This window comes from Brevibacterium sediminis, from assembly GCF_013623905.1.
Taxonomy (GTDB): Bacteria; Actinomycetota; Actinomycetes; order Actinomycetales; family Brevibacteriaceae; genus Brevibacterium; species Brevibacterium sediminis.
Window position 1 is genome coordinate 813,268 of sequence record NZ_JABKDD010000001.1, and the last position, 23,204, is coordinate 836,471.

Genomic DNA, 23,204 nt, shown 5'->3' on the forward strand with positions numbered 1-23,204 from the left:
TCCTTAGGCCTGGGCAGCCGAATCGGCCTGGGAAGCGGACATGAGGTCGACGAAGCGATCGAACAGGTAGCTCGAATCGTGCGGGCCGGCCGCAGCCTCGGGGTGGAATTGGACGGAGAAGGCGGGAATGTCGAGGCAGGCGAGTCCCTCGACGACGTCGTCGTTGAGGCACACATGGGAGACGGTCACCCGGCCGTAGTCGGCCTTGTGCGGGGCGGTGGTCTCGCCTGTCAGCGGAGCGTCGACGGCGAAGCCGTGGTTCTGCGAGGTGATCTCGACCTTCTCCGTGGTCCGGTCCATCACGGGCACGTTGATCCCGCGGTGGCCGAAGGGCAGCTTATAGGTGCCGAAGCCCAGGGCCCGACCGAGCAGCTGGTTGCCGAAGCAGATGCCGAAGAACGGGATTCGGGCGTCGAGCACGGCGCGCAGCAGTTCGACCTGGTCGTCTGCGGTGGCGGGGTCGCCGGGGCCGTTCGAGAAGAAGACTCCGTCGACGCCCAGGGCCCGGATCTCGTCGAAGCTGATCGTCGACGGCAGCAGGTGCACGTCGATTCCGCGTTCGCTCAGTCGTTCGGGGGTCATCGATTTGATGCCGAGGTCGACGGCGGCGACGCTGAAGCGCTTCTCCCCGCGGGCGGGGATGAGTCGGGGTTCGGTGATCGAGACCTCGTCGACGAGGTTGGCTCCGGCCATCTGCGGAGACGCCTGGACACGGGCGAGGAGTTCGGATTCGGGCGCCTCGGCGGCGGGCCCGGAGAAGATGCCCACGCGCATGGCTCCCTTGTCGCGCAGGTGGCGGGTCAGGGCTCGGGTGTCGACGTCGGAGATGCCGACGATCCCGGACTCGGTCAGCCAGTCGGCCAGGTCGCCTTCGGAGCGCCAGTTCGATGAGATCCGGGAGGCATCGCGGACGACGTAGCCGGCGGCCCAGATCTGGGCGGATTCGTCATCGGTGCGGTTGACTCCGGTGTTGCCGATGTGCGGAGCGGCCTGGATGATGATCTGTCGGTGGTAGGACGGGTCTGTCAGCGTCTCCTGGTAGCCGGACATGGCGGTGACGAACACGGCTTCACCGGTGGTTTCGCCGATGTGTCCGTAGGCGGATCCGTGGAAGGTCCGGCCGTCTTCGAGGACGAGGACGGCGGGGGTGGTGGAAAAGCTCATTGTGCCTCTTCGATCATTTCGCGGATGCGGTCGACGGTGGGGGTGGTGGATGCGGCGTAGCGGGCGCGGAAGCCCGTGTCGACGAGGGTGTCGCCCAGGTGCCAGGTGATGCGGATGATGCCTCCGCGTTCGACGAATTTCCCGATCATCCCGTTCGTGGTGTCCACGGAGACGATGTCGCGGCGCGGGATGAGGAAGTCCTCGCGTCCGGCAAGGTCCATGATCACTCCCCCGTCGGTGACGACGAGTTCCCCGGTGGTGCGGATGCCCAGGCCGTGGACGGCGACGCGTTCGAGCGGATGGCCGGCCTTCGTCGTCGACACATAGGAGCCTTCGACCGGCTCGCCCACGGCCTTGATGCCCATATGGGGCTTCGGCGGGGTGACGACCTCTGACTGGGCCCGTTTGCGTCGGCTCCATCCCCAGGCGATCGCGACGATCACGAGGAGGATGACTGCCGCGACGATGAGTGTGCCTATTGTTGTGTCCATGTTGCTCCTGCCGGGTGGGGTGTGGTGAGTGCCCCTGCGGCCAAGACCCGGTGGCCGTAGAAGAAAGTGTCGGTGACCTGCGCGGTGACTTCGACGCCGGCGAAGGGGTTGTTGCGTCCCTTTGTGGCGTGGTCGGCGGGTTCGATGCGGTGCGGTGCTGCCGGGTCGACGAGGACGATGTTCGCACTCGCTCCGAGCTCGAGGCTGCCGTGCCCGGAGGCTCCGGTGATCCGGGCCGGAGCCGAGGACATCACGCGCGCCACATCGCCGAAGTCGAAGTCGTGGTCGGCCATGGCGGCGACGACGATCGACAGGGCGGATTCCATGCCGACCATGCCCATGGCCGCTGCGGTCCATTCGCTGCACTTGTGTTCGGCGGTGTGCGGGGCGTGGTCGGTGCCGACGACGTCGATCGTGCCGTCTGCCAGTGCAGCCCGGAGTGCCTGCACGTCGCGGTCGGTGCGCAGCGGCGGGTTGACCTTGTAGACGGGGTCGAACGTGCGCACGAGTTCGTCGGTGAGCATGAGATGGTGCGGTGTGACCTCGGCGGTCACGGCGATCCCCCGTGCCTTGGCCCAGCGGATGAGGTCGACGCTGCCGGCCGTGGAGACGTGGCAGATGTGGAGTCGGGACCCGACGTGTTCGGCCAGGAGCACATCGCGGGCGATGATCGACTCCTCGGCGACGGCTGGCCAGCCGGGCAGTCCGAGTTCGGCCGAGACCGTTCCCTCGTTCATCTGTGCGCCTTCGGTCAGGCGTGGTTCCTGTGCGTGCTGGGCGATGATCCCGTCGAAGGTCTTGACGTATTCGAGGGCGCGGCGCATGAGCAGCGGATCGGAGACGCAGATTCCGTCATCGGAGAACATCCGCACGCGAGCTCCGGAGCGCGCCATGGCTCCCAGCTCGGCGAGCTGCTTTCCCTCGAGTCCGGTGGTCACGGCGCCGACGGGTACGACTTCGGTGAATCCGGCGGCGCGGCCGAGGCGGTGAACCTGTTCGACGACGCCGGCGGTGTCGGCCACGGGCGCGGTGTTCGCCATGGCGTGAACGCAGGTGAACCCTCCCGAGGCGGCTGAGCGTGATCCGGTGAGCACGGTCTCGGCGTCTTCCTTGCCGGGTTCGCGCAGGTGGGTGTGCATGTCGACGAGTCCCGGCAGGGCCACGAGTCCTGCGGCGTCGACTGTTTCATAGTCGCTTGTGCTCAGCAGTTCGGGGTCGACGATGCGACCGTCCTGGATCGCGATATCGGCGACTCCGCGTCCGAGCACATCGGCACCGCGGATGAGGTAATCAGTCATTGGTCTCCTCCTGACCGGTCAGCAGACGGTAGAGGACCGCCATGCGCACGCTCACTCCGTTCTCGACTTGGTCGAGGACGAGGGCGCGGGGTGAGTCCGCTGCGGCAGCGGAGATTTCGAAGCCGCGGTTCATGGGCCCTGGGTGCATGATGAAGCTCGTCTCCGGCAGTTTGGCCAGACGAGCCGCGCTCAGTCCCCACAGGCGGGCGTATTCGCGTTCGTTGGGGAAGAAGGATTCGTGCATCCGCTCGTGTTGGACGCGCAGCATCATCACGGCTGCAAAGTCCTCGGCGCTCAGCGCCGAATCGAAGTCGTAGTGGATGGTCACCGGCCAGTTCGACACTCCCCAGGGCAGCAGGGTGGGTGGTGCGATGAGGTGGACGTCCGCGCCGAGGCGGGCGAGCAGGTGGACGTTCGACCGAGCCACTCGGGAGTGCAGGATGTCTCCGACGATGGCAACCTTCGCTCCGTCGAGTCCCTGACCGCGGGGTCCCCCTTGCACCGGCCCCGAGGCGGGGACTCCGGCGAGTGCCCGACGCAGGGTGAAAGCGTCGAGGAGCGCCTGGGTGGGATGTTCGTGGGTGCCGTCGCCGGCGTTGACGACGGGGACGTCGATCCACCCGGTATGGGCGAGGCGGTGGGCGGTGCCCGCTCCGGAATGGCGGACGACGATGGCATCGGCGCCCATCGCCGAGATCGTCTGGATCGTGTCCTGGAGGCTCTCACCCTTCGACACGGAGGAGCCCTTGGCGGAGAAGTTGAGCACATCGGCCGAGAGCCGTTTGGCTGCGGCCTCGAAGGACAGTCGGGTGCGTGTGGAGTCCTCGAAGAACAGGTTGACCACTGTGCGTCCCCGCAGCACGGGCAGCTTCTTGACTTCACGTTCGGAGACGAGAGTCATCTCCTCGGCGATATCGAGGATGCCGATGGCGTCGTCTCGGCTCAGCGATGCGGTGTCGAGCAGATGTTTCATTCGCGGCCTCCCGAGATGCTCACGGAGTCGTCTCCGTCGATTTCGGTCAGGGAGACGTTGACGCGTTCACTGCTAGAGGTCGGAAGGTTCTTGCCGACATGGTCGGCACGGATCGGCAGGTCCCGGTGGCCGCGGTCGACGAGGACGGCGAGGCGGACCTTGGCGGGCCGACCGACATCGGCAAGGGCGTCGAGGGCGGCGCGGATGGTGCGTCCGGAGAAGAGCACATCGTCGACGAGGACGACGGTCTTCGCATCGATTCCCGCACTCGGGATGGTGGTGGGTTCGGGCGCCCGGTAGGAGCCGCCGCGCAGATCGTCACGGTACATGGTGATGTCGAGGCTGCCGGCGAGTTCGCCTGCGGTCTCGGGCCGGCCGGAGATGGAGGCGATCGCCTCGGCGAGTCGGTGGGCGAGCGGGACTCCGCGGCGCGGAATGCCCAGGAGGACGAGGTCGTCGCTGCCCTTGTTGGATTCGATGATCTCGTGCGCGATGCGGGTGATCGCCCGCGAGATATCGGGGGCGTCCAGCACTGTTCGCTGTGTCATATTTCCCCTTCTCCGCCTCTCTGGACGGTGGTTAAAGGAGTGGTTCGATTCGATTGTAAACCCGGTGGGGTGCCCACCGGCGGGCGGGTCCGGAGTGCGGACCCGCCGCCTCAGATGAGTGTCGGTTTGACGTCGAGGATGCGGGAGAGCAACCCCGAGACGAAGCCGGGAGAGTCATCTGTGGAGAACTGTCTGGCCAGGGACACTGCTTCGTCGATGGCCACTTTGTCGGGTACCTCGTCGTTGTACAGCATCTCCCAGGTCCCGATCTCCAGCAGCGACCGGTCGACGGCCGGCATCCGATCCAGGGTCCAGCCTTCTGAGTAGGTGGAGATGATCTCGTCGATCTCCGCCTGCTTCTCGGTGATGCCCTTGACGATCTCGACCGCGTATTCCTTCATCGGGTAGTCGGGATCGTTCGAGCGCATGGTGACGAGTTCGTCCATGGCCAGTCGACGCTGCCCGGCTTCGAAGAGCAGCTCGAGAGCCCGGCGACGGGCTCGGGTACGTGCGGACGCCACTTACTTGACGCGACCGAGGTAGTCGCCGCTGCGGGTGTCGACCTTGACCTTCACGCCTTCTTCGAGGAACAGGGGCACCTGGATCTCGTAGCCGGTCTCGAGGGTCGCGGGCTTCGAACCACCGGTCGAACGGTCGCCCTGGAGTCCGGGTTCCGTGTGGGTGATGGTCAGTTCCACCGAGGGCGGCAGCTCGACAGAGAGCGGGGTGCCCTCGTGGAAGGAGATCTGCAGATCCTGGTTCTCGAGCATGTAATTCGCGGCGTCGCCGACGAGGTCTGCGGAGATGTTGACCTGGTCGTAGTCCTTGGCATCCATGAACACGTAGTCGGTGCCGTCATGGTAGAGGTACTGCATATCGCGGCGGTCGACATTCGCGGTCTCGACCTTGGTGCCGGCGTTGAAGGTCTTGTCGATGATCTTGCCGGAGATGACATTCTTCAGCTTGGTGCGGACGAAGGCCGGTCCTTTTCCGGGCTTGACGTGCTGGAATTCGAGCACCTGCCACAGCTGGTTGTCGAGGTTGAGCACAAGGCCGTTCTTCAGGTCGTTCGTTGTCGCCACTAATTCGTCCTTCTTCGGTTCAGTCCTGATCACCGAATGGTGATCGCAGTCGGCACGACGCGTCGGAGGACCCCGAGGTGCGGGGTCGACGAACGCGCCACTGGGCAAGTCTAGCAAGCCCAGCGGGACGCTTCCATCCGGGCGGGGTCAGTCGAGGCCGAGGCCGATGCCGAGGGGAACCGTCGGCGAATCCTCGCCGATCTCCTGGTAGGCGGTGAAGAGGATGGAGGCATCGGGGATCTCGACGGTGCTCGGTTCGCCGATATCACTGAGCAGCACCATCCGCAGCATCGCCCCGCGGGCCTTCTTGTCCCTCTTCATCGTGTCCAGCAGCTGCGGCCACACATCGGAACGGTAGCCCACCGGCAGTCCGAGTTTGCCGAGCAGTTCACGGTGGAGGTCGACGACTTCATAGGGCAGGCTCTTGATCATCGACGCCACCTCGGCGGCGAAGACCATGCCCACCGATACGGCGGCACCGTGACGCCACTGGTAGCGCTCCTTGTGCTCGATCGCATGGCCGAGGGTGTGGCCGTAGTTGAGTATCTCCCGGCGTCCGGACTCCTTGAAGTCTCCGGAGACGACTTCGGCTTTGACCCGGATGGAACGTTCGATGAGTTCGCGCAGCACAGGGCCGTGCACATCGGCGATCTCGTCCTTCGAGTGGTTCGATACGAGATCGAGGATCGCGGGGTCGGCGATGAATCCGGTCTTGACCACCTCGGCGAGGCCGGTGAACAGTTCGTTCTCCGGCAGGGTTCCGAGCGTGTCGAGGTCGACGAGGACACCGGCGGGTGCGTGGAAGGAGCCGACGAGGTTCTTGCCTTCGGCCGTGTTGATCCCGGTCTTGCCGCCGACGGAGGCGTCGACCATGCCGAGCACGGTGGTGGGGATGTGGATGACCTTGATTCCGCGCAGCCAGGTGGCGGCGACGAATCCGCCGAGGTCGCTCACCGCTCCCCCGCCGACGGTGATGATCGCGTCGGTGCGGGTGAAGTCGGATTGGCCGAGGACCTGCCAGCAGAATGCGGCGACCTGGACGTGTTTGGCCTCTTCGGCGTCGGGGATCTCCGCGGCCACGGCCTCGAGACCGGCGGCGGCGAGGTCGTCGCGAACGGTCTCACCGGTGGTGCGCAGTGCGCGGGGGTGGATGACGAGGACCTTCTCGACGCGGTTTCCGAGCAGCTCGGGCAGTTCGCCGAGCAGTCCCCGGCCGACGAGGACGGGGTAGTTCCCGCCGGCGTCCACATTGATGCGTGTGAGGCTCATTCGTCCGTCTTCCTGATCGTTCATCGTCTTCTCTCAAGGCTCGGCCGCCCGGTGAGTGCTCGGAGTCGAGGCACCTGTTCCGTGGGCCGGATCCAGCCTAGCCCTCACAGGCTCCCGGCGGCGAAACGGGTGACCGATGTGGTCGCAGGCGTCTCACCGCCGGGGCTGTGCTCAGCGCTGCTGACCGGATCCGTCGTCGTCGGGGTCGGCGTATTTCGCGTACTCCTCGGCTCGCTGCAGGCCGGTGAGGACGTCGACGACTCGGTTGACCACCGTCGACGGCGGTGAGTTCGAGGCCTGAACCCGGAAGGTCGCGACCTGTTCGTACAGCGGTTCGCGTTCGTTGACCAGGGCCAGCCAGTTCTCCACCGGGCTGCCGGCACCGCGCAGCAGCGGTCGGTGCGGGGCGGTCAGCCGCTGGGACACTGTGTCGACATCGATATCGATGTGCACGACCTTGATCGCCGGATGTCGCAGCTGAGCTCGGGTGCCGGGGTTGAGGATCGCTCCTCCGCCCAGGGACACGATGCCCGGACGATCGAGCAGACGACGCAGTGCCCTGCGCACGACCTCGCGTTCGATGCGTCGGAAGTGATCTTCGCCGCGTTCGACGAAGATCTCCGAGATGACCCCGTACTTGTCGACGATGTTCGCGTCCGTGTCCGTCAGCGGCAGGCCGAGCCTATCGGCGAGCAGCCGACCGATCGTCGATTTCCCTGCCGCCGGCGGACCGGAGAGCACGATGCGCGAGAGCGCGGCGGGGACCGGTTCCAGGGGCGGAACCGGTTTGGGCAGCGGGGTGTGGTTCATTGTCCGATGCGGAGGTTCTCCGGAATGGCCGCGACATAGGCGTCCAGGTTCCGCTTCGTCTCGGCAACGGAGTCTCCGCCGAACTTCTCGACGACGGCTTCGGCGAGCACCAGTGCCACCATGGCTTCGGCGACGACTCCCGAGGCGGGAACCGCGCACACGTCGGAACGCTGATGGTTCGCCTTCGCGGCCTCACCGGTTTCGACGTCGACCGTCGCCAGGGCACGCGGCACCGTGGCGATCGGCTTCATCCCCGCCCGCACCCGCAGCGGACCGCCCGTGGACATTCCGCCTTCCGTGCCACCGGCACGATTGCTCGTGCGACGGAATCCGTCGGGTCCGACTTCCAGTTCGTCATGGGCCTGCGAGCCGGGACGCTTCGTGGTGAGGAAGCCGTCTCCGACTTCGACGCCCTTGATCGCCTGGATGCCCATGAGGGCACCGGCCAGACGGGAGTCGAGACGACGGTCCCAATGCACGTGGGAGCCCAGCCCCGGAGGCAGGTCGTAGGCGAGGACTTCGACGACTCCACCGAGGGTGTCCCCGGCCTTCTTCGCCGCGTCGATCTCGGTGACCATCGCCGCCGAGAGGTTGGCGTCGAAGCAGCGGACAGGATCTGCGTCGAGGGCTTCGACATCGGCCGCGGTCGGCAGCGCAGGCAGCGCATCGGCAGCGTGTTCGGCGCCGCCGATGGCCACGGTGTGGGAGACGAGGGTGATGCCCAATTCGCCGAGGAACTTCGCGGCCACCGTGCCCAGTGCCACGCGCATCGCGGTTTCACGCGCCGAGGCGCGCTCCAACACGGGGCGGGCTTCGTCGAAGCCGTACTTCTGCATGCCGACGATATCGGCATGGCCCGGACGCGGCCGAGTCAGCGGGGCGTTGCGCGCCAGTCCTTCGAGTTCGGACGCGTCGACGGGATCCGGGCTCATCACGGATTCCCACTTCGGCCATTCGGTGTTGCCGACCTCGATCGCCACCGGTGAGCCCAAGGTCTGCCCGTGGCGGACACCGCCGAGGAGACGCACCTCGTCGGCTTCGAACTTCATCCGTGCGCCGCGGCCATAGCCGAGTCGGCGGCGAGCCAGGCTCGCACGAATATCGTCCCTGGTGATCGGTACATGGGCGGGAAGCCCCTCAATGATCCCAGTCAGCGCTTCGCCGTGGGATTCGCCTGCAGTCAGCCATCTCAACATTCCACCGATTCTACAAAAGTATTGGGGCGAACAGGCACCCGAGCCACATGCCGGAAAGCATGGCCGGTCCGAAGGCGATGGTCACCCCGCGCACCCGCCCGGCTCGGATCGCTCCGATGAGCGCCCAGGCCCCGCTGATGAGCATCATGGCGACAAGCACGAGCGCAGGTGCCCACGGATCGAAGAGACCGGGCACGGCGAAGACGATGAACGCGAGCTTGACGTCCCCGAGCCCCATCGTCCGCGCCCGCAGCGCTCGACCCACCAGGTGCACTGCCGTGAAGAAGACGAGGCCGATGAGTCCTGCGAAGAATGACGCGAACCACATCGGCAGTTCTCCGAGCACGGAGCCCGTGATCAGGAGTCCCAGGGCGACCAGAGACAGGGGAATGACGATCCGATCAGGCAGTCTGCGGACGCTCAGGTCTGCGGTGACGAGGAATGGCGTGGCGCCGGAGACGAGTCCCAGCAGCAGGGCGGAGACGATGCGATCGGCGGAGTTCGGCTGGCCCGGGGCGAACGTCGTTCCGCCCAGCGGCGCATAGGCGCTCCACCCTGTCTCCAGTGGTGCGAGCATGAAGAGGGTGAAGACGACAGCGACTGCCGCGGCGATGATGGGGCCGAGCAGCATCGGTCCCATGCCGCGAGCCCATCTGGATGACTGCCACCGCTGCAGGTGCGCGGAGTCGTTGAGCCAGGCCCGTGGGGTCACGGCGAGGATGAGACCGCAGGCCAGAGCGGCCAGAACCGTGACTCCGATGGTCATCCCGTGCAGCACTCCGGTGTCCATCGCGATCGCCGGTTCAGTCCTGCGCCCGGACCGACGGAACCTCGAGTGCTGCGTACATGGCCGCCGCGACCCGCCCGGACAGGTCGTCTGCTGCCGGCAGGGTCTTCGACGTCGACAGGTTGTCCACCTCCGATGCTGCGGCGAGGAACATCTCGAACTGGGCGACGGCCTGTTCGACGAGCATGGCGGTTCCCGCGACGGGGCGCAGACCGCGAGCGGCGGCCGCGGCGAGGAAGGTCGAATCGGCGGCGTAGGCGACGTCGAGGACGATCGCACCGCGAGCGAAGGAGTCATCCCAGATCGGGTCGGGGGCCGCCTCGGCGGGCAGGGTCGAGACGACGATCTCCGATGGACCGATCCAGGTCAGGTCGCCCACCGAGGCGGTCAGACCGATCCGCTCGGCCAGGTCGAGGACCCGGCGGGCACGGTCCGGGCTGCGGACGCGGAAGTCCACGTGTGCGATCCCGAGATCGCGGCAGGCCACGAGCGCCGAGGCGGCCGTGGCTCCGGCGCCGAGGATCGTCGCGCGACCGGCTCCCGCACCACCGGCCACGGCCGGTCCTGATTCCCTGTGCGGGGCGATGGCACGCACGATGCCCTCGACGTCGGTGTTCGCCACCTGCACTTCTCCGCGGTAGCGCACAAGGGTGTTGCCGGCGGCCGTCAGTGTCGCCGTCTCGTCGAGGTTCCACCCGCGTTCGGCGGCGAGTGTGACGAGTCGGTCCTTCAACGGCATCGTCAGCGAGAAGCCGGTGTGATCGGGGTGGGAGTCGAGGAATCCCTCGAGCTCATCGGCCCCGAGTTCGTACCGGAAGTACTCGCTGGATTCCAGGTTCAACGCTGCGAAGGCGGCGCGGTGGAGCAGCGGGGACTTCGAGTGTGCGATCGGCGAACCGAGCACTGCGGCAAGTATCCTCACCGGCTATCCGTCGTCCTTGCTGTGCTCGCGCAGCCACTTGCGGTAGATCTCGACGTTCTTCTTGTGGTCCTCGTAATTGTCTGCGAACTTGGTCTCCCCCGTGTCCGGGTTCGTCGCGACGAAGAACTGCCAGTCACCGTCGGCGGGTTCGAGCGCCGCCTCGACGGCGCCCTTGCTCGGCGAGTTGATGGGCCCGGGAGGCAGACCCTTCTTCTTGTACGTGTTGTACGGCGAGTCGGACTGGCGTTCCTTCTTCGTCGTCGTCAGGTCGGAGCGGGCACCGTGGATATAAGCCACGGTCGCATCCGATTGGAGCAGTCCCCCGGTCTGCGATTTGTCGGAGATGCGGTTGAGGAAGGACCTGGCAACCTTCGAGCGCACCTCGGGGTCTCCCGGGGATTCCTTCTCCACGAGGCTGGCCAGCGTGAGGATGCGGTTGGCGTCCTTGCTCTCGATTCCCAGTTCGTCGAGTTCGGTCTCGGTCTTGTCGACCATCTCCTGAACGATGTCCTCGGCGGTCTTCTGCTTGTTGAGGTCGTAGGTCGCCGGGTACAGATAGCCTTCGAGGCTCGGCGCGTCGATCTCGAGTCCGTAGTCCTTCGGGGTCTTATCGTCGATGGCTTTGTCGACCTCGTCGGCGTTCATCCCCGATTCGATCATGATCGCCTTGATCTCTTCGACCTGTTTGCCTTCGGCGACTGTGATCTTCGGCGGGGCGATGGGGTTGATGAGCGCTTCGACCGCGGCCTTCGAGCTCATCTTCTCCCGCATCGTCCAGGTCCCGGCCTGGATGGTCGCCTCACGGCGTTCGATCTCGTCGAGGAAGGGCTCGGAGTTCATGATCACTCCGGCTTCGACGAGCTGGTTGGCCACGGTGCGCGCCGAGGATCCGGGAGCTATCTCGATCGAGACCTCGTTCGTGCCCTGCCCCTCGTAGTCGCCTTTCGGTCCGAACAGGTCGTCGAAGACTCCACCGGCCGCACGCACGCCGAAGAAGCCCCCGACGCCGAAGACGAGGATGCAGATGATCACGATCGTCGTCGTCCGTCGGCGGCGCATCATTCTGCGCCGTTTCTTCGCGCGGATCTCTGCGCGGGACAGTCCTTCGTCGGTCGAGAACTCTTCGGTGATCGGGCTCATACGTCGTTCTCCTCGTCGGGCATCTCACGGCCGGCGGGGACACCGGTGTTGTGTTCGTACTCGAGGGCGTTCTGGAGGATGATCACGGCGGCTTGGGCATCGACGATCTCGCGTCGCTGGCGTGACGATTTCCCGGCTGCGGCTAGAGCCTGGTGGGCCTCGACGGTGGTGAAGCGTTCGTCGACGAGACGGACGGGTGTGCCTGTGGCCGCGGCGATCCGGCGGGCGAATTCCAACGCCGAGGTGGCTGCGGCCCGGGCGGCGCCGTCGAGGGACTTCGGGTCCCCCACCAGGAGTTCGATGGGTTCGTATTCGTCGACGATGTCGCGCAGCTGCCGCAGCGCCGCCGGTTCGTCTGTTCGACGAACGACGGTGAGCGGGGTGGCCAGAATCCCGTCGGGGTCGCTGGAGGCGACACCGATCCGCACGGAACCGATGTCGAGACCCAGCCGGCGACCTCGGCGGAAACTCACTGGATGGCTGCCTTGACCGCCGCGATGGCTGACGGGATCGCCGCGGGGTTGTTGCCCCCGCCCTGGGCGAGGTCGGGTTTGCCGCCGCCTCCGCCGCCGAGTTCGCCGCAGGCCAGCGACACGAGCTTTCCTGCCTGCAGACCGGCGGCGCGGGCCGCCTCGGTGGTGGCGATGACGACGACGGGCTTTCCGCTGCTGACTCCGATGCCGAAGATCACCGCCTGACGGTCGGCGACCCGGTTGCGCAGGTCGGTGACCAGTGTGCGGATGTCTCCGGCGTTGGCGATGTCGCCGAGTTCGGCCTGCACGAACAGCGTCTGGCCCACGGTCTGCGCCTCATCGAGGAACTTGCCCGAAGAGGCCAGCAGCTGCTGGGCGTTGAGGCGAGCGATCTCCTTCTCGGCGTCCTTGAGCCGGCTCATCAGGTCGGACACGCGTGAGGTGACGTCGGTGCCGGGGACCTTGAGCATCTCCGAGAGTGAGGACACGATGGTCCGCTCGGCGGCCAGGGACCGGAAGGCGTCCATGCCGACAGCGGCTTCGATGCGCCGGACTCCGGAGCCGACGGAGGCTTCGGAGAGCACGGAGATCGGGCCGACCTCCGCTGAGGCACCGACGTGGGTGCCTCCGCAGAGTTCGCGAGAGAAGGGTCCGCCGATGTCGACGACGCGCACGACGTTCGGGTACTTCTCGCCGAAGAGCGCCATGGCACCGGACTTCTTCGCGTCGTCGAAGGACATGTATTCGGTGCCGACTTCGTAGTTCGAGCGCACCGCGAGGTTCGCGACCTCTTCGATCTCGGCCCGCATCTGGGTACTCGGGGCTTCGGGGAACGAATAGTCGAAGCGCATGTATCCGGGCTGGTTGAGCGAACCGGCCTGCACGGCGTGGCTGCCGAGGATCTCGCGCAGCGCAGCGTGGACGAGGTGGGTGGCGGTGTGGGCCTGTGCGCCCTGGAACCGGTGGTCGTGGTCGACGGCGGCGAGCACCTCGTCACCGACGCGCAGCTCTCCGTCGATCACCTCGACCCGGTGGGCAGGCAGTCCCTTGACCGGATTCTGGACGTCGCTGACCCGGGCGGTGAAGCCATGGCCGGAGATGAGGCCGACGTCGGCGCGCTGACCGCCGGATTCGGCGTAGAACGGGGTCAGGTCGAGGACGACGTCGCCGCTCTGACCGGCGGTGAGCACCTCGGCGGCGACCCCATCGACGACGATTCCTCGCACGCGGGAGTCGGACTCGAGTCGGTCATAGCCGACGAATTCGCTGGCACCTTCGTCGAGCAGCGCCGAATAGGCGGACAGGTCGGTGTGGCCGCCGCCCTTCTTCGCCTTGGCATCGGCCTTGGCGCGGGTGCGCTGTTCACTCATCAGCTCACGGAACCCGGCCTCGTCGACGCTCAGTCCGGCTTCGGAAGCCATCTCGAGAGTGAGGTCGATGGGGAACCCATGGGTGTCGTGGAGAGCGAAGGCGATGTCCCCGCTGATGGTCTTGTCCGCGCCGTCGAGTGACTTCGCGGCATTGGCGAACAGCTGAGTGCCGGATTCGAGGGTGCGCAGGAACGCCTTCTCCTCGGCGTAGGCGACCCGGGAGATGCGGTCGAAGTCCGTTTCGAGTTCCGGGTAGGACAGCTTCATGGCCTGCATGGAGACGGGCAGCAGCTCGGGCAGGACTTCTTCCTTGACTCCGAGCAGACGCATGGCACGCACGGCACGGCGAAGCAGGCGGCGGAGGATGTAGCCGCGGCCTTCGTTGCCGGGGCGGACCCCGTCGCCGATGATGATCAGGGCCGAACGGACATGGTCGGCGACGACGCGCAGCTGCACATCGGCGTGCTCGTCCTCGCCGTAGGTCCGGCCGGCCAGACGGCTGGCGGCCTCGATGACGGGGAAGACCTCGTCGATCTCGTACATGTTCTCCACGCCCTGGAGCAGGAAGGCGACACGTTCGAGTCCCATGCCGGTATCGATGTTCTTCGCCGGCAGCTCGCCGGCCACGTCGAAGTCGACCTTCGAGCGAACCTCGGAGAGTTCGAACTCCATGAACACGAGGTTCCAGATCTCGATGTAGCGGTCTTCGTCGGCCACGGGTCCGCCGTCGACGCCGTAGGCGGGGCCGCGGTCGAAGTAGATCTCCGAGCAGTAGCCGCCGGGGCCGGGCTGGCCGGTGTGCCAGTAGTTGTCCTCGTTGTCACGCAGCTGGATGCGCTCACGGGGAACGGAGGTCTCCTCGAGCCACATGTCGATGGTCTCGAGATCGTCCTCGTGCACTGTCGCCCACAGCAGCTCCGGGTCGAAGCCGAGGCCGCCCTCGGCGACGGGGGTCGTCAGCAGTCCCCAGGCGAACTTGATGGCATCGCGCTTGAAGTAGTCGCCGAAGGAGAAGTTGCCGTTCATCTGGAAGAAGGTGCCGTGGCGGGTCGTCTTGCCGACCTCTTCGATGTCTCCGGTGCGCACGCATTTCTGGACGCTGGTGGCGCGGTTGAACGGGGCCGGCTCCCGGCCGGTGAGGTAGGGAATGAACTGGACCATTCCCGCGATGTTGAACAGGATGGACGGATCGGAGCTGATCACCGACGCCGAGGGGACCACGGTGTGCCCGTTCGCTTCGAAGTAGTCCAACCAGCGTTGTTTGATCTCTGCCGTCTTCAATCCAAGGCCTTTCAGATATTGCCTGTGCGCCGCCGGGCGGATGAGCCCGGCGCGACACTTACTCGTGCGTACCCGCACTTAACAGGGACCAGTTTAATGGCTCCGCCGCAATATGCGATGTGGCGCGGCGTGCCGGGTGGGTCAGAGTCGACCGCTCCCCGAGTCCGCCGCTCCCACTCCGTTCGGCGGACCACTTCCGCCCCCGCGACGTGCGTCCTGCGGAGTTTCTAACCGAACAGCCCACTTTCAGGTGAATAGCCCCTGTTTGAAACAGTGCTATTCGCCTTTGAGTGGGCCGAAGCCGAACCCGCTGACGCTCGCGCCGAAACTGCGGGTGCACGCGCCGTACAGTGGACGCCCGTGCCGTGAATGCGCGACTGCCCGGAACCGTGCGGTCCCGGGCAGTCGCGGTGGCGCGATGCGCTGTGTTCAGCAGATCAGCGCGAGTAGAACTCGACGACGAGCTGAACGTCACAGGTGATCGGCACCTCTTCGCGCTTCGGGGTGCGCAGCAGAGTTGCCTGCAGGCCCTCGAGGTTCACGTTGAGGTATCCCGGCGTTGCGGGCAGGACGTCCTTGTGACCACCGGCGGCGGCGACCTGGAACGGATCCATCGAAGCCGAACGCTCGTGCACCTGGATGGTCTGGCCTTCCTTCACGCGGAAGGAGGGACGGTCCACGCGCTGTCCGTCGACCGTGATGTGACGGTGGACGACGAACTGACGGGCCTGGGCCATGGTGCGGGCGAAGCCCGAACGCAGGACGAGGGCGTCGAGACGCGATTCGAGGAGCTCGACCATGGTCTCACCGGTCAGACCGGGCAGACGGTTGGCTTCCTTGTAGGTCTTGAGCATCTGGGCCTCACGGATGCCGTACTGCGCGCGCAGACGCTGCTTCTCCTTGAGGCGGACCGAGTAGTCGCTGTCGTTGCGACGACGGGCGCGACCGTGCTCACCTGGAGGGTACGGGCGACGCTCGAAGTACTTCTCGGCCTTGGGTGTCAGAGCAATGCCGAGTGCGCGCGAGAGGCGCGTCATGCGGCGATTACGTGCTGGTGCTGGCACTGTATTACCTTTCATCAATGTGTTCTGCCGCGGTGGGCCTCTGCGGTTCTCGCCCCGAACGCGACTGTTGTTTCCCCGGATGGGAAAGAGGGATTGAGCGTCGAGATCCGCTCGCACCGACCGCCTTTAGGGTGCAGGCACAACAGCTGTCCATCTTAGCGGGTGCACACCGCTCGTCGCAAAGCCGATCGGCGGCCTCGCCGCTGTGATCTTGCCGACTGAGGCGAACCGTCCGCCCCTGCCGGCCGACCGATCCGCAAGTACCGCTGTCACTGCCGGCAGCCCGCTGTCACTTCCGACAGTCGTCTTCGTGGCTGTCGATCGCGGCATCGGCGACGGCCGCTCCGGACCCGCTGTAGATGTTGATCACCGCGTGGACCCCGGCACGGGCGAAGTGCTCGGCCTGATCGGGGCGTTGGACGACCGCGGCGATGGTCCCGGGGAAGCCGGCGATGCGCAGCTGTTCAAGAGCGAAGGTGTTCGAGTCGTGCAGCGCCATGGCGAGGACGACGGTGTGGGCGCTGCCCCCGACGACGAGGCGGTGCCAGAATTCGTGGTCGGTGGCGTCGCCTTCGAGCACTGTGAACTCGTCGGCGTGCAGGGCTTCGATGACTGTGTGGTCGTTGTCGATGCCGATGACGCTGCGGTCGCCGCGTTCGACGAAGCGCTCGTAGGCTCCGCGACCGATGCGGCCCATGCCGAGGACGACGACCTCCGCATCTCCGGTGTCGAGCGGCCGATCGTTGGCCCGCAGCCGGCTCTCGTTCTCGTCCGGCAGGATCGCGTCGAGCTTCGCGACGATCTGGAGGCTGTAGGCGTTCGCCAGGGAGGAGCCGATCATCCCCAGTGCCACGGCGAGGGCGGTGATGGTCAGCCAGTTGCCCTCGAAGAGTCCGTGGTCGACTCCGACGGCGACGACGATGAGTGCGAATTCGGAGAAGTTGCTCAGGGCCAGGCTGGTGCGCACGCTGGTGCGGTTGCGCAGGCCGAAGAGGCGACCCATGAGGTAGAAGCTCGCGAAGTTGAACGGCAGCAGCACGACGCACAGGGCCAGCGCCATGAGCAGATCCGACCAGGTGGGGACCGCTTGGAGCCCGATGACGACGAAGAACCCGACGAGGAAGAGCTCTTTGACGCTGAACAGCGACTTCGACATCTCCACGGCTCGCGGGTGGGTGGAGAAGAGAAGTCCGAGCACCAGCGCTCCGAGGTCGCCGTGGATGCCGACTGATTCGAAGGCGACATAGCCGGGCCCCAAGGCCATGACGACGCCGAAGAGGACGAGCAGCTCACCGCGTCCGACGCGGTCGAGGAGCCGTCGCAGCACCCAGACCACGGGAACGATCAGGACGAGCGCGAACGCCCAGGGACTCGGCGGCTCTTCGCCTGCGATCGTGATGAAGGCGACCGCAGCGAGGTCCTGGAGGACGAGGATCGCAATCGCGATCTGCCCGTAGTAGGACCCGTCGTCGGAGCGGTCTTCGAGCACTTTGACCACGAGCACCGTGGAGGAGAACGAGAGGGCGAAGCCGAGCAGCGCCAAGGTGCCCAGTCCCCCGCCGACGCTGACGATGCCGATGGCTGCGGCAGCTCCGATCGTCCCGGCACCCAGGAGGACCACCGTGATCATGTGCAGCGCAGCGGTGCCGTGGGCTTCGGGTTGGAGCAGGGAGCGCAGATCGAATTTCAGTCCGATCGTGAACAGCAGCAGGACGACTCCGATGTCCGATACCTGCTGCAGTCCCGCGAAGGCGGTGAAGCCGAAGACGTGCAGGAGGAATCCGGCCGCGAGGAATCCGACGAGCGGCGGAATGCGCAGCTCATGGGCGATGAGTCCCAGCGCCAGCGCGGCGGCGATCGTGATGACGATGTCTGCCATGCCGTCCTCCTCGATCAGCGCCGTCGGCAACGTCTCTGCCCGTCACCGCGTCTGCTCCAAAGCTATCAGGGTCGCAGCAGCCGCCTGAGGTTCTCGAGCCTCTCAGCCATGCTGCGTTCCATTCCGTTGCCCGTCGGAGAGTAGTAGCGCTTGCCTCGCAGCGACTCCGGCAGGTACTCCTGATCGGCGACCCCGTGCGGACAGTCGTGCGAGTATTTGTAGCCCTCACCGTGGCCGAGCTCTTTCGCCCCCGGATAGTGGGCGTCGCGCAGATGCATCGGCACTTCTCCGGCAAGTCCGTTCTTCACATCGGCGATCGCTGCGTCCAGGGCGCGGTAGCTCGCGTTCGACTTCGGGGCCAGCGCGAGGTAGGTGACCGCCTCGGCGAGGGGGATCCGCCCTTCGGGCATGCCGATGTTGGCAACAGCGGTCGAGGCGGCCACGGCGATCGGCAGCGCCTGCGGGTCGGCCATGCCGATGTCCTCGGCCGCAGAGATGACGACGCGACGGGCGATGAAGCGCGGGTCCTCACCGGCGACGATCATCCGCGCGAGATAGTGCAGGGCCGCGTCGACATCGGATCCGCGGATGGATTTGATGAACGCGGAGACCACGTCGTAGTGCTGGTCGCCGTTCTTGTCGTAGCGCAGAACGGTTTCGCTGCTCGCCTCGGCGCAGGCCGATTCGGTGATCGCGATCGGTTCGTCGTCTGCCTCCTCCGACTGCGCGGCGGCGATTCCGGCGGCGGCTTCGAGGACGGTCAGTGATCGGCGTGCGTCGGCCCCGGCGATGCGGACGATGAAGTTCCGGGCCTCCTCGGTGAGGGTGAACTGTCCGGCCAAGCCGCGATCGGATTCGACGGCACGGTCGAGCAGATTGCCGACCGCCTCGTCGTCGAGCGGACGCAGCGTGAGCATGAGCGACCGCGACAGCAGGGGTGAGATGACGGAGAACGACGGGTTCTCCGTGGTGGCGGCCACGAGCACGACGAGCCGGTTCTCCACCGCCGGCAGCAGGGCATCCTGCTGGGCCTTCGAGAACCGGTGGATCTCGTCGAGGAAGAGAACGGTGGTGCGTCCGTACATCTCCCGTTCGCGGCGGGCGCTCTCGATCACCTGGCGCACGTCCTTGACGCCCGCGGTGATGGCGGAGAGCTCGACGAAGGTACGGCCCGGGGCATGGGAGATGACATGGGCCAGCGTGGTCTTTCCGACTCCGGGCGGACCCCACAGGATCACCGAGGATGCTCCCGCCCGGTCTCCCCCGCTGGCTTCGACGAGTTGGTTGAGCGGGGACCCGGGGAAGGTCAGGTGCTCCTGACCGACGACTTCGTCCAGGGTCCGGGGACGCATCCGCACCGCAAGCGGGTCCAGGGCTCTGCCCGAGGAGGTCCGGGAGGAACCGGCGAAGCCCGGACCCGGTGTTTCCTGGTCCGGGCCGTCGGAGAACAGATTGGGTTCGTGGCTCATCAGGCCTCGGAGTCGTCGTCTTCCGGTTCGAAGTCGACTCCGGCCTCGGCGCGCTGGGCGTCGGTGATCGGGGCCGGTGCCTGGGTCAGCGGATCGAATCCGCCGCCGGACTTCGGGAAGGCGATGACCTCACGAATCGAGTCGACACCGGCCAGCAGGGACACGATGCGATCCCAGCCGAAGGCGATGCCGCCGTGCGGGGGTGCGCCGAACTTGAAGGCTTCGAGGAGGAAGCCGAACTTCTCCTCGGCCTCTTCGGCGGAGATTCCCATGATCTCGAACACCCGTTCCTGGACGTCCTTGCGGTGGATGCGGATCGAGCCGCCGCCGATCTCGTTGCCGTTGCACACGATGTCGTAGGCATAGGCCAGAGCGGCACCCGGGTCTTCTTCGAGGGTGTCGAGGAATTCGGGCTTCGGAGCGGTGAAGGCGTGGTGGACGGCTGTCCACTGTCCGCCGCCGACGGCGACGTCTCCGGCGGCTTGCGCTTCGGCGGCCGATTCGAACAGAGGCGCGTCGACGACCCACACGAAGGCCCAGTCTCCGTCCTTGATGAGACCCGTGCGTTCGGCGATCTCATTGCGGGCGGCACCGAGGAGGGCACGCATGCTGCGATCACCTGCGGCGAAGAAGATCGCATCGCCCGGCTGCGCACCGGCCGCTTCGGCGAGTCCCGCCTTCTCCTCATCGGAGATGTTCTTGGCCACCGGACCGGACAGGGTTCCGTCTTCGCCGATGAGCACATAGGCCAGACCCTTCGCCCCGCGCTGCTTGGCCCAGTCCTGCCAGCCGTCGAGCTGACGACGCGGCAGCGAGCCGCCGCCGGGGTAGACGACGGAGCCGACATAGGGCGACTGGAAGACGCGGAACGGGGTGTCCTTGAAGAACTCGGTGAGGTTGTGCAGCTCGAGGCCGAAGCGCAGGTCCGGTTTGTCCGAACCGTACTTCTCCATCGCCTCGTGGTAGGTGATGTGCGGGATCGGCGTGGTGATCTCGTAGCCGATGAGCTTCCACAGTGCGGTGAGGATCTCTTCGGCCAGTGCGATGATGTCCTCCTGCTCGACGAAGGAGGCTTCGATGTCGAGCTGGGTGAACTCGGGCTGGCGGTCGGCGCGGAAGTCCTCGTCGCGGTAGCAGCGGGCGATCTGGTAGTAGCGTTCCATGCCGGCGACCTGAAGCAGCTGCTTGAACAGCTGCGGCGACTGCGGCAGGGCGTACCAGGAGCCGGGTTTGAGGCGGGCCGGGACGAGGAAGTCGCGGGCACCTTCCGGAGTCGACTTCGTCAGGGTCGGAGTCTCGACCTCGACGAAGCTGTGGGCGTCGAGGACCGACCGTGCGGCCTTGTTGACATCGGAGCGCAGACGGATCGTCTTTGCCGGGCCCGAACGGCGCAGGTCGAGGTAGCGGTAGCGCAGACGGGTCTCCTCGCCCACGGCGCCGGAGTCCTCGGCGTGGTCGGAGACCTGGAACGGCAGGGCCGCTGCTTCGGAGAGCACCTCGACGGCGGTGTCGATGATCTCGATCTCACCGGTGGGCAGGTTCGGGTTCGTATTGCCCTCGGGGCGCACCGAGACGGTGCCGGTGGCCTTGACGACGGTTTCGTTGCGCAGCTGGTGGGCATCGTCCTCACGGACGACGACCTGCACGATTCCCGAAGCGTCGCGCAGATCGATGAAGGCCACACCTCCGTGATCGCGACGACGATCGACCCACCCGGTGAGGGTGACGGTTTCTCCTGCGTTCGCGGCTCGCAGGCTTCCGGCTTCGTGGCTTCGCAGCACCTAGGGCTCCTTTGTGATGTTGTGGTCTAGCGCCTGAACAATGATAGTCGCCCCGCGCTCAGCTCCGGTACACGCGGGGCCAGAGGTCGTCTTCGGCAGGCGTCCATGTGTCCGGGTCGGCCGTAGTCTGCTCTCCCGAACGGATGTCCTTGACCTCGTGGCCGGACGCACCGTCGGTGAACCAGACGAACGGGATGTCGCGGCGTTCCGCGTAGCGGATCTGCTTGCCGAACTTCGCAGCGTTCGGCGAGACTTCGCACGGGATGTCCCGGGACCTCAGCGTCGCGGCCACGGCGTCGGCGTCAGCCCGTCGAGCCTCCTCGGTGACGGCGATGACGACGGCCGAGGGGGTACCGCGGGTGGCGCGGATCTCCGAGGTCTCGCCGAGGATGAACGCCATGAGGCGGGAGACGCCGATGGACATGCCCACCCCGGGATAGTTCCTCTTCCCCACGGTGACCAGCGAGTCGTAGCGCCCGCCGGAGGATACGGAACCGAGCTCCTCGTGGCCGATCAGCTGGGTCTCGTAGACCGCGCCCGTGTAGTAGTCGAGGCCGCGGGCGATCTTGAGTTGGGCGACGACGACTCCGGGTGCGCGAACGGCTGCGGCTCGCAGCAGCGTCGTCAGCGATTCGAGTCCGGCTTCGAGCAGGGGGTGGTCGACGCCGAGGGCGCGCACCTCATCGGCGAAGTCCGGGGAGTCGGATTCGATGGCGGCCAGCTCCAGGCACAGGCGCTGCTGCTCCTCATCGGCATCGGCTTCGGCAGCCAGCAGCTTCGCCACTTCGTCGGGACCGATCTTGTCGTATTTGTCGAGGCAGCGCAACACGGCTTGGATGTTCGTCAGCCCGATTCCGCGGGCGAAGCCCTCGAGCAGCCTGCGGTCATTGACGACGATCTTGATTCCGGGCACGCCGAGCGGGGCGAGCCGGGAGAACGCATCGGCCACGGCCAGGGGGATCTCGACTTCGAAGTGTCCGGGCAGGTCCCCATCGGCGATGACGTCGATATCGGCCTGGATGAACTCCCGGTAGCGACCGGCCTGCGGCCGTTCGCCGCGCCAGACGGGCTGGACGCGAGCGGCCTTGAACGGGAAGCTCAGTTCGTTCGCATTGTCGGCGATATAGCGGGCCAGGGGCACCGTGAGGTCGAAGTGGAGTCCCAGCGGGTTGCGTTCGGTGCCCTCGGAGTGGAGGCGGGAGACGGCGAAGATCTCCTTGTCGATCTCGCCGTCCTTGGCCAACTGGCTGATCGGTTCGACGGCGCGGTGGTTGAGGGCGGAGAACCCGTGCAGGGCGAAGGTGTGTTCGAGGGTGTCGATGATGGTCTTCTCGATCACGCGTTCGGCCGGGAGTCGTTCCGGGAATCCGGACAGACGGGCTGACTTCGCCATGGTGCTCCTTGCTTTCGGTGCGGTTGCGGTGCCGTGCGGCGCCGTTGAATCGTGTCGTCTCTGTATCGGGTGGGGTCTGAATAGTGTGGTGTCGTCCGGGACTGCGCAACCGCCTCGGGCAGGAAGACCTGAGACTTCGGTCGCTCAGTCCTCAGAAGAACGGATTCGTCGCGAGTTCTGTGCTCACGCGAGATGCCGGGCCGTGTCCAGGATAGATCGGCACGTCCGGCAGTGTCGCGAATGCCCGCAGGGATTCGGACATCGCCTGGGGGTCTCCCCCGGGCAGGTCGACGCGGCCGATGGCTCCGGCGAAGACGACGTCACCGGTGAAGATGACTTCCTCGTCCCCGTCCTTCACTCGCAGCAGCATGGAACCTTCCGTATGCCCGGGTGCGGAGACTGCCGTGATGGTGAGTCCGGCGATCTCGAAGCTCTGCCCGTCATTGATGTCAATGGCTGCCGGGGCGTTCCAGTCTGCGACGAGCGGCGCCAGCATTGCCGCGAACTGCGGGTTGAGCGTCGTGGCCGGTGAATCCAGGCGGTAACGGTCGTCGGCACCGAGGTGGACGGGCACGTTCCAGCGGGCGAGCACGTTGGTCAGGCCCAGAATATGGTCGGGGTGGCCGTGGGTGAGGAAGATCGCCTGAGGTTCGAGTCCCTCTTCGCTGAGCAGCTTCTCGAGGCCTGGGGCGCAGTCGTATCCGGAGTCGATGAGAATGCAGTCGCTGGAGCCGTCTGCGCGCACGGCATAGCAGTTGACGTCGAGGAATTCGGCGTTGGTCGAGAACACATCCATGTGCAAAGTCTATCTACA

At 66.3% G+C, this 23,204-nt stretch carries 21 protein-coding genes; all 21 read right to left on the bottom strand.

Annotation, left to right across the window (positions count from 1 at the left end; all coding sequences use genetic code 11):
* Positions 1-3 precede the first annotated feature (3 nt).
* Positions 4-1,164 carry a glutamine-hydrolyzing carbamoyl-phosphate synthase small subunit gene (gene carA / locus HK108_RS03790; protein ID WP_139467331.1) on the bottom strand — a complete coding sequence of 387 codons (1,161 nt, stop codon included), beginning with the start codon at positions 1,162-1,164 and terminating at the stop codon, positions 4-6.
* Positions 1,161-1,655, bottom strand: coding sequence for a PH-like domain-containing protein (locus tag HK108_RS03795; RefSeq protein ID WP_139467332.1), 495 nt, complete (start codon positions 1,653-1,655; stop codon positions 1,161-1,163). The genes carA and HK108_RS03795 overlap by 4 nt, the downstream gene beginning before the upstream one ends.
* The gene (locus HK108_RS03800; protein WP_139467333.1) at positions 1,640-2,953 is read right to left on the bottom strand and encodes a dihydroorotase; all 1,314 of its coding nucleotides are present in this window, start codon (positions 2,951-2,953) and stop codon (positions 1,640-1,642) included. The genes HK108_RS03795 and HK108_RS03800 overlap by 16 nt, the downstream gene beginning before the upstream one ends.
* Positions 2,946-3,926 carry an aspartate carbamoyltransferase catalytic subunit gene (locus HK108_RS03805; protein ID WP_139467334.1) on the bottom strand — a complete coding sequence of 327 codons (981 nt, stop codon included), beginning with the start codon at positions 3,924-3,926 and terminating at the stop codon, positions 2,946-2,948. The genes HK108_RS03800 and HK108_RS03805 overlap by 8 nt, the downstream gene beginning before the upstream one ends.
* On the bottom strand, positions 3,923-4,474 hold the full coding sequence (gene pyrR / locus HK108_RS03810; RefSeq protein WP_139467335.1) for a bifunctional pyr operon transcriptional regulator/uracil phosphoribosyltransferase PyrR: 552 nt from the start codon (positions 4,472-4,474) through the stop codon (positions 3,923-3,925). Before pyrR ends, HK108_RS03805 begins: the two co-directional genes overlap by 4 nt.
* A 110-nt stretch (positions 4,475-4,584) precedes the next feature.
* Positions 4,585-4,995, bottom strand: a complete 411-nt coding sequence (nusB, locus tag HK108_RS03815; protein ID WP_139467336.1) for a transcription antitermination factor NusB — start codon at positions 4,993-4,995, stop codon at positions 4,585-4,587.
* On the bottom strand, positions 4,996-5,556 hold the full coding sequence (gene efp, locus HK108_RS03820) for an elongation factor P (protein ID WP_101544394.1): 561 nt from the start codon (positions 5,554-5,556) through the stop codon (positions 4,996-4,998).
* Between the two features lie 147 nt (positions 5,557-5,703).
* Positions 5,704-6,825, bottom strand: a complete 1,122-nt coding sequence (aroB, locus tag HK108_RS03825; protein WP_181270541.1) for a 3-dehydroquinate synthase — start codon at positions 6,823-6,825, stop codon at positions 5,704-5,706.
* A 171-nt stretch (positions 6,826-6,996) separates the two neighbouring features.
* Entirely contained in the window at positions 6,997-7,635 is a 639-nt protein-coding gene (locus HK108_RS03830; RefSeq protein ID WP_139467338.1) for a shikimate kinase, read from the bottom strand.
* Positions 7,632-8,831 carry a chorismate synthase gene (gene aroC / locus HK108_RS03835; RefSeq protein ID WP_181270542.1) on the bottom strand — a complete coding sequence of 400 codons (1,200 nt, stop codon included), beginning with the start codon at positions 8,829-8,831 and terminating at the stop codon, positions 7,632-7,634. Before aroC ends, HK108_RS03830 begins: the two co-directional genes overlap by 4 nt.
* Before the next feature lie 10 nt (positions 8,832-8,841).
* Positions 8,842-9,621, bottom strand: a complete 780-nt coding sequence (locus HK108_RS03840) for a prepilin peptidase (RefSeq protein ID WP_181270543.1) — start codon at positions 9,619-9,621, stop codon at positions 8,842-8,844.
* A 13-nt stretch (positions 9,622-9,634) separates the two neighbouring features.
* The gene (locus HK108_RS03845; protein ID WP_181270544.1) at positions 9,635-10,540 is read right to left on the bottom strand and encodes a shikimate dehydrogenase family protein; all 906 of its coding nucleotides are present in this window, start codon (positions 10,538-10,540) and stop codon (positions 9,635-9,637) included.
* 3 nt (positions 10,541-10,543) lie between these two features.
* Positions 10,544-11,680, bottom strand: coding sequence for an endolytic transglycosylase MltG (mltG, locus tag HK108_RS03850; RefSeq protein ID WP_139467342.1), 1,137 nt, complete (start codon positions 11,678-11,680; stop codon positions 10,544-10,546).
* The gene (ruvX, locus tag HK108_RS03855) at positions 11,677-12,153 is read right to left on the bottom strand and encodes a Holliday junction resolvase RuvX (protein ID WP_172169715.1); all 477 of its coding nucleotides are present in this window, start codon (positions 12,151-12,153) and stop codon (positions 11,677-11,679) included. The genes mltG and ruvX overlap by 4 nt, the downstream gene beginning before the upstream one ends.
* Positions 12,150-14,804 carry an alanine--tRNA ligase gene (alaS, locus tag HK108_RS03860; RefSeq protein WP_181270545.1) on the bottom strand — a complete coding sequence of 885 codons (2,655 nt, stop codon included), beginning with the start codon at positions 14,802-14,804 and terminating at the stop codon, positions 12,150-12,152. The genes ruvX and alaS overlap by 4 nt, the downstream gene beginning before the upstream one ends.
* Positions 14,805-15,241: 437 nt before the next feature.
* Positions 15,242-15,883 carry a 30S ribosomal protein S4 gene (gene rpsD, locus HK108_RS03865; RefSeq protein WP_373270422.1) on the bottom strand — a complete coding sequence of 214 codons (642 nt, stop codon included), beginning with the start codon at positions 15,881-15,883 and terminating at the stop codon, positions 15,242-15,244.
* A gap of 274 nt (positions 15,884-16,157) precedes the next feature.
* Positions 16,158-17,747, bottom strand: coding sequence for a cation:proton antiporter domain-containing protein (locus HK108_RS03870; protein ID WP_181270546.1), 1,590 nt, complete (start codon positions 17,745-17,747; stop codon positions 16,158-16,160).
* Between the two features lie 65 nt (positions 17,748-17,812).
* The gene (locus tag HK108_RS03875; protein WP_181270547.1) at positions 17,813-19,216 is read right to left on the bottom strand and encodes a replication-associated recombination protein A; all 1,404 of its coding nucleotides are present in this window, start codon (positions 19,214-19,216) and stop codon (positions 17,813-17,815) included.
* A complete protein-coding gene (gene aspS, locus HK108_RS03880; protein ID WP_181270548.1) occupies positions 19,216-20,997 on the bottom strand; it encodes an aspartate--tRNA ligase in 1,782 nt (593 codons plus the stop codon). Before aspS ends, HK108_RS03875 begins: the two co-directional genes overlap by 1 nt.
* A gap of 58 nt (positions 20,998-21,055) precedes the next feature.
* Entirely contained in the window at positions 21,056-22,390 is a 1,335-nt protein-coding gene (gene hisS, locus HK108_RS03885) for a histidine--tRNA ligase (protein WP_181270549.1), read from the bottom strand.
* Positions 22,391-22,541: 151 nt separating this feature from the next.
* On the bottom strand, positions 22,542-23,186 hold the full coding sequence (locus HK108_RS03890; RefSeq protein ID WP_181270550.1) for an MBL fold metallo-hydrolase: 645 nt from the start codon (positions 23,184-23,186) through the stop codon (positions 22,542-22,544).
* Between the last annotated feature and the right edge of the window lie 18 nt (positions 23,187-23,204).